The organism is Enterobacter sp. JH25 (genome assembly GCF_021725435.1).
In the GTDB taxonomy this organism is placed as follows: Bacteria; Pseudomonadota; Gammaproteobacteria; order Enterobacterales; family Enterobacteriaceae; genus Enterobacter; species Enterobacter intestinihominis.
Map to the genome: position 1 here is coordinate 3,407,773 of NZ_CP091319.1, position 12,521 is coordinate 3,420,293.

At 53.3% G+C, this 12,521-nt stretch carries 6 protein-coding genes, 1 tRNA gene and 3 rRNA genes; 4 read left to right on the plus strand and 6 right to left on the minus strand.

What is annotated here, in order from left to right:
• Nucleotides 1–51: 51 nt before the first annotated feature.
• The 4 genes from tapT to L2Y28_RS16350 all read left to right on the plus strand — a co-directional run bounded on the left by tapT (nt 52) and on the right by L2Y28_RS16350 (nt 5,283).
• Nucleotides 52–750 (plus strand): tRNA-uridine aminocarboxypropyltransferase, encoded by a 699-nt coding sequence (tapT, locus tag L2Y28_RS16330; RefSeq protein WP_022649050.1) that lies wholly within the window; start codon nt 52–54, stop codon nt 748–750.
• 35 nt (nt 751–785) lie between these two features.
• Nucleotides 786–3,449 (plus strand): protein lysine acetyltransferase, encoded by a 2,664-nt coding sequence (gene pat, locus L2Y28_RS16335; RefSeq protein WP_022649051.1) that lies wholly within the window; start codon nt 786–788, stop codon nt 3,447–3,449.
• Between the two features lie 109 nt (nt 3,450–3,558).
• A complete protein-coding gene (pssA, locus tag L2Y28_RS16345) occupies nt 3,559–4,914 on the plus strand; it encodes a CDP-diacylglycerol--serine O-phosphatidyltransferase (RefSeq protein WP_022649052.1) in 1,356 nt (451 codons plus the stop codon).
• 45 nt (nt 4,915–4,959) lie between these two features.
• Nucleotides 4,960–5,283: a YfiM family lipoprotein gene (locus L2Y28_RS16350; protein ID WP_022649053.1), complete on the plus strand. Its 324-nt coding sequence runs from the start codon at nt 4,960–4,962 to the stop codon at nt 5,281–5,283.
• Here L2Y28_RS16350 and L2Y28_RS16355 read toward each other — a convergent pair.
• The 6 genes from L2Y28_RS16355 to L2Y28_RS16380 form a co-directional block, all read right to left on the minus strand.
• On the minus strand, nt 5,280–6,587 hold the full coding sequence (locus L2Y28_RS16355; RefSeq protein WP_022649054.1) for an MFS transporter: 1,308 nt from the start codon (nt 6,585–6,587) through the stop codon (nt 5,280–5,282). The two genes, L2Y28_RS16350 and L2Y28_RS16355, sit on opposite strands and share 4 nt — an antisense overlap.
• A gap of 151 nt (nt 6,588–6,738) precedes the next feature.
• Entirely contained in the window at nt 6,739–7,191 is a 453-nt protein-coding gene (locus tag L2Y28_RS16360) for a DUF4385 domain-containing protein (protein ID WP_032622345.1), read from the minus strand.
• Nucleotides 7,192–7,320: 129 nt separating this feature from the next.
• Nucleotides 7,321–7,436 (minus strand): 5S ribosomal RNA (gene rrf, locus L2Y28_RS16365).
• A 69-nt stretch (nt 7,437–7,505) separates the two neighbouring features.
• Nucleotides 7,506–10,411 (minus strand): 23S ribosomal RNA (locus L2Y28_RS16370).
• Between the two features lie 182 nt (nt 10,412–10,593).
• Nucleotides 10,594–10,669, minus strand: a tRNA-Glu gene (locus tag L2Y28_RS16375).
• 84 nt (nt 10,670–10,753) lie between these two features.
• A 16S ribosomal RNA gene (locus L2Y28_RS16380) occupies nt 10,754–12,295 on the minus strand.
• The 16S, 23S and 5S rRNA genes sit together here with 1 tRNA gene alongside, the layout of an rRNA operon.
• Between the last annotated feature and the right edge of the window lie 226 nt (nt 12,296–12,521).

Genomic DNA, 12,521 nt, shown 5'->3' on the forward strand with positions numbered 1-12,521 from the left:
GTGCCCCGTTCTCTCCTCTGCGAAAATGGGGTTTTTCCTGCCTTTTCGCCCATGACTGATAACGCTGTACTTCAATTACGCGCCGAGCGCCTTGCGCGCGCAACCCGCCCTTTTCTGGCCCGAGGCAATCGTATTCGCCGCTGCCAGCGCTGCCTTTTACCGCTGAAAGTGTGTCTGTGCGAAACGCTTGCACCGAGCGAGGCGAAAAGCCGTTTTTGTCTGGTCATGTTCGATACCGAACCGATGAAGCCCAGCAACACGGGGCGTTTGATCGCCGATATTCTGCCCAATACCGCAGCGTTTCAGTGGTCGCGCACTGAGCCACCTCAGGCTCTGCTTGACCTGGTGGCAAACCCGGACTATCAGCCCATGGTCGTTTTCCCGGCATCATATGCAGGCGAACAACGCCAGGTGCTTACGGCGCCACCATCCGGTAAGCCGCCGCTGTTTATTATGCTCGACGGCACCTGGACCGAAGCAAGAAAGATGTTTCGCAAAAGCCCTTATCTTGATGCGCTGCCGGTGATTTCCGTCGATCTGTCGCGTGTTTCTGCCTATCGCTTACGAGAAGCGCATGCCGAGGGTCAATATTGCACCGCTGAAGTCGCCATTGCGCTACTGGATCTGGCGGGCGATACCCAGGCGGCCAGCGCATTAAGCTCCCACTTCTCCTGCTTCCGCGAACGTTATCTGGCAGGAAAAACCGTTCATAAGGGTAGCGTCACAGCAACAGAGACAGAAAGCGTTTAAAATCATCAGGTCGCTTGCATTCACAGGAGGCCTGCATGAGCCAGAGAGGGTTAGAAGCGCTACTCCGTCCGAAATCCATTGCCGTTATTGGCGCCTCGATGAAACCGGACCGCGCAGGGTATCTGATGATGCGTAACCTGCTGTCTGGCGGGTTTAACGGCCCGGTCATGCCCGTTACGCCCGCTTATAAAGCGGTACAGGGGGTGCTGGCATGGCCGGACGTGCAAAGTTTACCGTTTGTTCCCGACCTCGCCGTGCTCTGTACGCATGCGAAACGAAACCTCGAATTGCTTGAGTCGCTCGGTCAGAAAGGCTGTAAAACCTGCATTATTCTTTCCTCGCCTCCTGAACAGCAGCCCGAACTGCTGGCCTGCGCCAGCCGCTACCAGATGCGCATTCTTGGTCCAAATAGCCTCGGTCTGCTTGCGCCCTGGCAAGGGCTGAATGCCAGTTTTTCCCCGGTTCCGATCCGTAAAGGCAAACTGGCCTTTATTTCACAGTCGGCAGCGGTATCCAATACCATCCTCGACTGGGCGCAGCAGCGTGAGATGGGCTTTTCCTATTTCATCGCCCTCGGCGACAGCCTGGACATTGACGTTGATGAGCTGCTGGATTTCCTGGCGCGTGACAGCAAAACCAGCGCTATCCTGCTCTACCTTGAACACCTGAGTGACGCCCGTCGTTTTGTGTCGGCGTCGCGTAGCGCATCGCGTAATAAACCGATTCTGGTCATCAAAAGCGGGCGCAGCCCCGCGGCTCAGCGCCTGCTGCAATCCCATTCCGGGATGGATCCCGCATGGGATGCAGCGATCCAGCGCGCCGGTTTACTGCGGGTACAGGATACGCACGAGCTTTTTTCCGCCGTCGAAACGTTGAGCCACATGCGTCCCCTGCGCGGTGAAAAGCTGATGATTGTCAGCAACGGAGCCGCTCCCGCCGCCCTGGCGCTGGACGAGCTCTGGCTACGCAACGGCAAGCTGGCCACGCTGGGTGAAGAGACGCTCCAGCGCCTGCGGGACGCGTTACCGGGAAGCGTTGTTCCCGATAATCCCCTCGATTTGCGCGATGATGCCAGCAGCGATCGTTACATTAAGGCGATCACGATTTTGCTGGATAGCCAGGACTTTGATGCGCTGATGATTATCCATTCGCCCAGCGCGGTTGCGCCAGGCAGCGAAAGTGCACGAACGCTGATTGAGGCTGTCCGAAACCATCCGCGCGGCAAATACGTCACCCTGCTAACCAACTGGTGCGGCGAGTTCTCCTCGCAGGAAGCGCGACGTCTGTTTAGTGAAGCCGGGTTGCCAACCTACCGTACGCCAGAGGGCACCATAACCGCGTTTATGCATATGGTTGAATACCGCCGCAACCAGAAGCAGCTGCGTGAAACGCCTGCCCTACCGGGCAACCTCACAGCAAATTCGGTGGACGTACACAGTTTATTGCAACAGGCCATCGAAGAGGGCGCCACTTCGCTTGATACGCATGAAGTGCAACCCATTCTTGGCAGCTATGGGATGCAAACACTGCCGACCTGGATTGCCGGTGACAGCGCTGAGGCGGTACATATCGCTGAGCAGATTGGCTATCCGGTCGCGCTGAAGCTGCGCTCCCCCGATATTCCGCACAAATCGGATGTTCAGGGCGTCATGCTGTATCTGCGCACCGCGACAGAAGTACAACAGGCCGCGGATGCCATTATCGATCGCGTTAAAATGACGTGGCCACAGGCCCGGATCCACGGCCTGCTGGTGCAGAGCATGGCTAACCGAGCAGGTGCGCAGGAGCTGCGCGTGGTCGTCGAACACGATCCGGTTTTTGGTCCACTTATTATGCTGGGTGAAGGCGGCGTTGAATGGCGGCCAGAAGAACAAGCGGCTGTCGCGCTTCCACCTCTAAACATGAACCTGGCGCGTTATTTGGTTATTCAGGCCATCAAAAGTAAAAAAATCCGCGGCAGAAGCGCTCTGAGGCCGCTTGATATCGCCGGGTTAAGCCAGTTTCTGGTGAAGGTCTCCAACCTCATTGTTGACTGTGCGGAGATCCAGCGCCTGGACATCCACCCGCTCCTCGCTTCCGGAAATGAATTCACTGCCCTCGACGTGACGCTGGAAATTGCGCCATTTGTCGGTGACCGGGAAAGCCGTCTCGCCATTCGTCCTTATCCTCTCCATCTGGAAGAGTGGGTGGAGATGAAAAATGGAGAGCGGGCACTGTTTCGCCCTATCCTGCCGGAAGACGAGCCGCTGCTGCGAGCGTTCATCTCGCAGGTGACGAAAGAAGATTTGTACTATCGCTATTTCAGCGAAATTAATGAATTTACCCACGACGATTTAGCCAATATGACCCAGATCGACTACGATCGAGAAATGGCGATTGTGGCGGTCCGCCGTTCCGCAGAGGGAGAAGAGATCCTCGGCGTGACGCGTGCCATTTCCGACCCGGATAACGTGGATGCGGAGTTTGCCGTACTGGTGCGTTCCGATCTTAAAGGTTTGGGTTTGGGCAGACGGCTGCTCGAAAAACTCATTGGTTATACGCGCGATCACGGATTGTCACGGCTCAATGGCATTACTATGCCAAATAATCGGGGTATGGTGACCCTGGCGCGGAAGCTCGGTTTTGACGTTGATATCCAGCTGGATGAAGGCATTGTCTCTTTGTCCCTCAGCCTGACTTCGACGGATAAACAAGAGTAAGCTGCTGGAAATGTTACCCACTTTTCCCGGCACTGGGGTATCATTGTCCGCTTATGTTGTTTGCCTGGTACAGACAACCCTTCAATGAACAGAGAAGAAACGCACTGTGATGTTGTCAAAATTTAAGCGTAATAAACATCAACAACACCTTGCTCAACTACCGAAGATTTCTCAGTCAGTTGATGATGTAGAGTTCTTTTATGCTCCCGCTCATTTCCGGGAGACGCTTCTTGAAAAGATTGCCAGCGCTACGCGACGTATTTGCATTGTGGCGCTCTATCTTGAACAAGATGAAGGTGGGCGTGCGATCCTGAACGCGCTCTATGAAGCGAAACGTCAGCGTCCGGAACTGGATGTTCGCGTGCTGGTTGACTGGCACCGTGCTCAGCGTGGCCGTATTGGTGCGGCTGCCTCGAATACCAATGCGGACTGGTATTGCCGCATGGCCCAGGAAAATCCGGGTATTGATATACCGGTATATGGCGTACCGGTGAATACCCGTGAAGCGCTTGGCGTTCTTCATTTCAAAGGATTTATCATCGATGACAGCGTCCTTTACAGCGGCGCCAGCCTGAATGATGTTTATCTCCATCAGCTCGATAAATACCGTTACGATCGCTACCATCTTATCCGTAATCCGCAGATGACCGACATCATGTTCAACTGGGTTGATAAAAACCTGGTTCATGGCCGGGGTGTGCACCGTCTTGACGATCCTCATCGCCCGAAAAGCCCGGAAATCAAAAACGACGTTCGCTCCTTCCGCCAGGAGCTGCGCGATGCGATTTATCGTTTCCAGGGTGATGCCAATAATGAAGAACTGTCCGTTACGCCTCTGGTAGGCCTGGGTAAATCCAGCCTCCTGAACAAGACTATCTTCCATTTGATGCCGTGCGCGGAGCATAAGCTCACCATCTGCACCCCTTACTTCAACCTTCCCGCCGTTCTGGTGCGTAATATCATTCAGTTGCTGCGTGATGGTAAAAAGGTGGAAATCATTGTCGGGGATAAAACGGCAAACGACTTTTTCATTCCGGAAGATCAGCCTTTCAAGATCATCGGCGCACTGCCTTATCTCTATGAGATTAACCTGCGCCGCTTTCTGAGCCGTTTACAGTACTATGTGAACACGGACCAGCTCGTCGTGCGCCTCTGGAAAGATGAAGATAACAGTTATCATCTCAAAGGAATGTGGGTTGATGACGAGTGGATGCTGCTGACCGGTAATAACCTGAACCCACGCGCCTGGCGTCTGGATTTGGAAAACGCCATTCTTATTCACGATCCTCAGCATGCGTTAGCCGCGAAACGCGATCGTGAGCTGGAGCTTATACGCACGCATACTACAGTGGTTCGTCATTATCGCGATCTGCAAAGCATCGCTGATTACCCGGTGAAAGTTCGCAAGCTGATTCGCCGTCTACGTCGGATCCGTATCGATCGCCTCATCAGCCGCATTCTGTAATACACGAGCCCTGTCATCGACGGGGCTTTTTTATGGAGCCTGTTAATGCGTACGCCTTGCCTGATAATCCCTCTTTTGCTGACAGGTTGCAGCCATATGGCTAATGATAACTGGTCGGGTCAGGATAAAGCTCAGCACTTTCTGGCGTCGGCAATGATGTCCGCTGCGGGTAATGAGTATGCGCTGCACCAGGGTTATAGCAGGGATCGAAGTGCCACAATAGGCCTGATGTTCTCCATCAGCCTGGGGGCATCAAAAGAACTTTGGGATAGCCGCCCCTCGGGAAGTGGCTGGAGCTGGAAAGATTTTGCCTGGGACGTAGCCGGGGCAACAACTGGCTACGCCGTCTGGCAGATGGCGCATTATTAAAGGCGGATACCTTTTCCTTTGCGATGCAGCATCAGCGAGACAATAAACGCCAGCGCTCCCATTACGGTGACATACCAGAAGAAGGTCGTTTCACTGCCCCACGACTTAAGCGATAGCGCGACATACTCCGCCGAACCGCCGAACAGGGCATTCGCGACCGCATAAGACAGGCCTACACCCAGCGCCCTCACCTGTGCGGGAAACATTTCCGCTTTCAAAATGCCACTGATTGCCGTGTAAAAACTGATAATAATGAGCGCCACCATGATTAAAGCGAAAGCGGTATACGGAGAGGTTGTATGCTGTAGCGCCGTCAAAAGCGGAACGGTACCCAGGGTTAGCATGCCGCCAAAGATCAGCATGGAGGTACGGCGACCAATTTTGTCCGACAGCGCGCCGACAATCGGCTGGATGAGCATAAAGACGAGTAACGCCACCGTCATGACGACACTCGCAACGTTTGCATGCATGCCCGTGGTGTTAACCAGATATTTTTGCATGTAGGTGGTGAAGGTATAGAAACTTAGCGAGCCCGCGGCGGTAAAACCTAACACCATCAAAAATGCTTTGCGGTTTCGCCAGAGCCCCTTCATCGAGCCCGCCTCTTTCAGCGCCCTGACCTCCTGTTGAGAGGTTTCATCAAGCTGACGGCGTAGCCACAGGGCGACAACCGCCAGGGCAGCGCCCATAGCAAACGGGATGCGCCAGCCCCAGGCGCGCAAATCTTCATCGCTAAGGATTTGTTGCAGGATCACCACAACCAGTAACGCCAGTAGCTGTCCGCCAATGAGGGTTACATACTGGAATGATGCATAGAAACCTTTGCGCCCTTCAACCGCCACTTCGCTCATGTATGTCGCACTGGTGCCATATTCGCCACCGACCGATAGCCCCTGGAACAGACGTGCCAGCAACAACAACGCCGGTGCCCATGTTCCGATAGTCTCATAACCGGGCAGGCAGGCAATCACCAGCGAGCCGACGCACATCATGCATACAGAGATGAGCATGGATGTCTTGCGCCCTTTCCTGTCCGCGATCCTGCCGAATAGCCATCCACCGATAGGGCGCATCAGGAACCCGGCGGCAAAAACGCCTGCGGTTTGCAAAAGCTGAGTTGTGGTGTTCCCTGACGGGAAAAAGATATGCGCAAAGTAGAGTGAACAAAATGAATAGACGTAAAAGTCAAACCACTCTACAAGGTTTCCTGATGAGGCCCCAACGATTGCCCAAACCCGACGGCGAGTATCCTTACCTGCCAAATTGGTGTTATCCGTATCTGCACTGGCTACGGTTTCTGTCATTTTAATATCCCCTGTCTCACATTGCGGGCCTTTGCCCACAAACAGTAAAACCGGATTTAAAACGAATCGTTAGGTAAATAAAATGTTTCCAATATGTTTCATTGCGTTTTGTGAACTCGATCAGCTATCTAATTATTAGCGGACGCAGTAATTATCCCCAGGACTGCTGGTGGGCCTTTTTTCGCTGCAAGTAATCTTCGTCTGCACGAATTTTATCCCACCACTTTTTGAAGACTGCGGCTGCTTCTGCTTTTACTGGATCGTGATCGAGGGGTTTGACTTGTCGTTCCGCATCATACTTTTTACCGCCCTTATGATTCGCGTATCGCCGGGCGCGGGTATAGCCCATTTGTATGAATTTACGCGCCATATCCATACCTACAAAATCGTTTTTACTGCGGTACTCTTCAAAGAGAGCGTATATCTCTTGTGCCGAACGCGCTGCGACTTCAGAATTTTTAAAACGCCAGTGTGGAAGGATTTCGCTTTTATAAGGCTCGACCATCAATACGCCCTGCTCACCCCGGCCAACCTGATACCGTTCGGGATGTTCGCGAAAATTTATATTTGCAAAATCTTGTTGGTAATCAAAAGGACGAGTCAAAGCGGCACCTTTGTTAAAATCGTTTTAACAATTGTAGGCCGGATAAGGGGAAGCCGCCATCCGGCATGTTTTTCCGCGCACAAAGCAAAAAACCCCGCACCTTCCGGTACGGGGTTCTTTCTGTTTGATGCCTGGCAGTTCCCTACTCTCACATGGGGAGACCCCACACTACCATCGGCGCTACGGCGTTTCACTTCTGAGTTCGGCATGGGGTCAGGTGGGACCACCGCGCTAAAGCCGCCAGGCAAATTCTGTTAATCTGTATCAGGCTGAAAATCGTGTCTGTCTCTTCGCCAAAACAGCTTCGGCGTTGTAAGGTTAAGCCTCACGGTTCATTAGTATCGGTTAGCTCAACGCATCGCTGCGCTTACACACCCGACCTATCAACGTCGTCGTCTTCAACGTTCCTTCAGGAGACTCAAGGTCTCAGGGAGAACTCATCTCGGGGCAAGTTTCGTGCTTAGATGCTTTCAGCACTTATCTCTTCCGCATTTAGCTACCGGGCAGTGCCATTGGCATGACAACCCGAACACCAGTGATGCGTCCACTCCGGTCCTCTCGTACTAGGAGCAGCCCCCCTCAATTCTCCAGCGCCCACGGCAGATAGGGACCGAACTGTCTCACGACGTTCTAAACCCAGCTCGCGTACCACTTTAAATGGCGAACAGCCATACCCTTGGGACCTACTTCAGCCCCAGGATGTGATGAGCCGACATCGAGGTGCCAAACACCGCCGTCGATATGAACTCTTGGGCGGTATCAGCCTGTTATCCCCGGAGTACCTTTTATCCGTTGAGCGATGGCCCTTCCATTCAGAACCACCGGATCACTATGACCTGCTTTCGCACCTGCTCGCGCCGTCACGCTCGCAGTCAAGCTGGCTTATGCCATTGCACTAACCTCCTGATGTCCGACCAGGATTAGCCAACCTTCGTGCTCCTCCGTTACTCTTTGGGAGGAGACCGCCCCAGTCAAACTACCCACCAGACACTGTCCGCAACCCGGATTACGGGTCTACGTTAGAACACCAGCCATTAAAGGGTGGTATTTCAAGGTTGGCTCCACGCAGACTGGCGTCCACGCTTCAAAGCCTCCCACCTATCCTACACATCAAGGACCAGTGTTCAGTGTCAAGCTATAGTAAAGGTTCACGGGGTCTTTCCGTCTTGCCGCGGGTACACTGCATCTTCACAGCGAGTTCAATTTCACTGAGTCTCGGGTGGAGACAGCCTGGCCATCATTACGCCATTCGTGCAGGTCGGAACTTACCCGACAAGGAATTTCGCTACCTTAGGACCGTTATAGTTACGGCCGCCGTTTACCGGGGCTTCGATCAAGAGCTTCGCGTTGCCGCTAACCCCATCAATTAACCTTCCGGCACCGGGCAGGCGTCACACCGTATACGTCCACTTTCGTGTTTGCACAGTGCTGTGTTTTTAATAAACAGTTGCAGCCAGCTGGTATCTTCGACTGATTTCAGCTCCGTCCGCAGGGACTTCACCTACATATCAGCGTGCCTTCTCCCGAAGTTACGGCACCATTTTGCCTAGTTCCTTCACCCGAGTTCTCTCAAGCGCCTTGGTATTCTCTACCTGACCACCTGTGTCGGTTTGGGGTACGATTTCGTGTTACCTGATGCTTAGAGGCTTTTCCTGGAAGCAGGGCATTTATCACTTCAGCACCGTAGTGCCTCGTCATCACACCTCAGCGTTAATAAGGTACCGGATTTACCTGGAACCTCCGCCTACATGCTTAAACCGGGACAACCGTCGCCCGGCTGACATAGCCTTCTCCGTCCCCCCTTCGCAGTAACACCAAGTACAGGAATATTAACCTGTTTCCCATCGACTACGCCTTTCGGCCTCGCCTTAGGGGTCGACTCACCCTGCCCCGATTAACGTTGGACAGGAACCCTTGGTCTTCCGGCGAGCGGGCTTTTCACCCGCTTTATCGTTACTTATGTCAGCATTCGCACTTCTGATACCTCCAGCATGCCTCACAGCACACCTTCAACGGCTTACAGAACGCTCCCCTACCCAACAACGCCTAAGCGTCGCTGCCGCAGCTTCGGTGCATGGTTTAGCCCCGTTACATCTTCCGCGCAGGCCGACTCGACCAGTGAGCTATTACGCTTTCTTTAAATGATGGCTGCTTCTAAGCCAACATCCTGGCTGTCTGTGCCTTCCCACATCGTTTCCCACTTAACCATGACTTTGGGACCTTAGCTGGCGGTCTGGGTTGTTTCCCTCTTCACGACGGACGTTAGCACCCGCCGTGTGTCTCCCGTGATAACATTCTTCGGTATTCGTAGTTTGCATCGGGTTGGTAAGCCGGGATGGCCCCCTAGCCGAAACAGTGCTCTACCCCCGAAGATGAGTTCACGAGGCGCTACCTAAATAGCTTTCGGGGAGAACCAGCTATCTCCCGGTTTGATTGGCCTTTCACCCCCAGCCACAGGTCATCCGCTAATTTTTCAACATTAGTCGGTTCGGTCCTCCAGTTAGTGTTACCCAACCTTCAACCTGCCCATGGCTAGATCACCGGGTTTCGGGTCTATACCCTGCAACTTAACGCCCAGTTAAGACTCGGTTTCCCTTCGGCTCCCCTATACGGTTAACCTTGCTACAGAATATAAGTCGCTGACCCATTATACAAAAGGTACGCAGTCACCCCATAAAGAGGCTCCCACTGCTTGTACGTACACGGTTTCAGGTTCTTTTTCACTCCCCTCGCCGGGGTTCTTTTCGCCTTTCCCTCACGGTACTGGTTCACTATCGGTCAGTCAGGAGTATTTAGCCTTGGAGGATGGTCCCCCCATATTCAGACAGGATACCACGTGTCCCGCCCTACTCTTCGAGTTCACAGCAAGTGTGCTTTCGTGTACGGGACTATCACCCTGTACCGTCGGACTTTCCAGACCGTTCCACTAACACACAAGCTGATTCAGACTCCGGGCTGCTCCCCGTTCGCTCGCCGCTACTGGGGGAATCTCGGTTGATTTCTTTTCCTCGGGGTACTTAGATGTTTCAGTTCCCCCGGTTCGCCTCGTTAACCTATGTATTCAGTTAACGATAGTGCAACGAATTGCACTGGGTTTCCCCATTCGGACATCGCCGGGTCAAAGGTTCATATCACCTCGCCGGCGCTTTTCGCAGATTAGCACGTCCTTCATCGCCTCTGACTGCCAGGGCATCCACCGTGTACGCTTAGTCGCTTAACCTCACAACCCGAAGATGTTTCACTTCTGATTGCGAAAATTTGAGAGACTCGAACACACATGAGCTGTGTGTCGTTTCAATTTTCAGCTTGATCCAGATTTTTAAAGAGCAAATATCTCAAACATGACTCGCAAGTCAGTTTTGAGATATGACGGCAGGTGACTTTCACTCACGAACCAGCAAGTGGCGTCCCCTAGGGGATTCGAACCCCTGTTACCGCCGTGAAAGGGCGGTGTCCTGGGCCTCTAGACGAAGGGGACGTACAGTCTCAATCGCAAGACGCCTTGCTATTTACTTTTCATCAGACAATCTGTGTGGACACTACAAAGGCAGGTTCTTTAAGGTAAGGAGGTGATCCAACCGCAGGTTCCCCTACGGTTACCTTGTTACGACTTCACCCCAGTCATGAATCACAAAGTGGTAAGCGCCCTCCCGAAGGTTAAGCTACCTACTTCTTTTGCAACCCACTCCCATGGTGTGACGGGCGGTGTGTACAAGGCCCGGGAACGTATTCACCGTGGCATTCTGATCCACGATTACTAGCGATTCCGACTTCATGGAGTCGAGTTGCAGACTCCAATCCGGACTACGACGCACTTTATGAGGTCCGCTTGCTCTCGCGAGGTCGCTTCTCTTTGTATGCGCCATTGTAGCACGTGTGTAGCCCTACTCGTAAGGGCCATGATGACTTGACGTCATCCCCACCTTCCTCCAGTTTATCACTGGCAGTCTCCTTTGAGTTCCCGGCCTAACCGCTGGCAACAAAGGATAAGGGTTGCGCTCGTTGCGGGACTTAACCCAACATTTCACAACACGAGCTGACGACAGCCATGCAGCACCTGTCTCAGAGTTCCCGAAGGCACCAATCCATCTCTGGAAAGTTCTCAGGATGTCAAGAGTAGGTAAGGTTCTTCGCGTTGCATCGAATTAAACCACATGCTCCACCGCTTGTGCGGGCCCCCGTCAATTCATTTGAGTTTTAACCTTGCGGCCGTACTCCCCAGGCGGTCGACTTAACGCGTTAGCTCCGGAAGCCACGCCTCAAGGGCACAACCTCCAAGTCGACATCGTTTACGGCGTGGACTACCAGGGTATCTAATCCTGTTTGCTCCCCACGCTTTCGCACCTGAGCGTCAGTCTTTGTCCAGGGGGCCGCCTTCGCCACCGGTATTCCTCCAGATCTCTACGCATTTCACCGCTACACCTGGAATTCTACCCCCCTCTACAAGACTCTAGCCTGCCAGTTTCGAATGCAGTTCCCAGGTTGAGCCCGGGGATTTCACATCCGACTTGACAGACCGCCTGCGTGCGCTTTACGCCCAGTAATTCCGATTAACGCTTGCACCCTCCGTATTACCGCGGCTGCTGGCACGGAGTTAGCCGGTGCTTCTTCTGCGGGTAACGTCAATCGACAGGGTTATTAACCCTGTCGCCTTCCTCCCCGCTGAAAGTACTTTACAACCCGAAGGCCTTCTTCATACACGCGGCATGGCTGCATCAGGCTTGCGCCCATTGTGCAATATTCCCCACTGCTGCCTCCCGTAGGAGTCTGGACCGTGTCTCAGTTCCAGTGTGGCTGGTCATCCTCTCAGACCAGCTAGGGATCGTCGCCTAGGTGAGCCGTTACCCCACCTACTAGCTAATCCCATCTGGGCACATCCGATGGCAAGAGGCCCGAAGGTCCCCCTCTTTGGTCTTGCGACGTTATGCGGTATTAGCTACCGTTTCCAGTAGTTATCCCCCTCCATCAGGCAGTTTCCCAGACATTACTCACCCGTCCGCCACTCGTCAGCGAAGCAGCAAGCTGCTTCCTGTTACCGTTCGACTTGCATGTGTTAGGCCTGCCGCCAGCGTTCAATCTGAGCCATGATCAAACTCTTCAATTTAAGTTTGATGCTCGTGAATTAAACTTCGTAATGAATTACGTGTTCACTCGTTGAGACTTGGTATTCATTTTTCGTCCGAGGACGTTAAGAATCCATGTCACTTTGAGTGCCCACACAGATTGTCTGATAAATTGTTAAAGAGCAGTGCCGCTACGTTTTCGCTGCGGCGCGGGGTGTGCATATTACGCTTTCCCGCTTCAGAGTCAAGCGTTTATTTTGCTTTTCT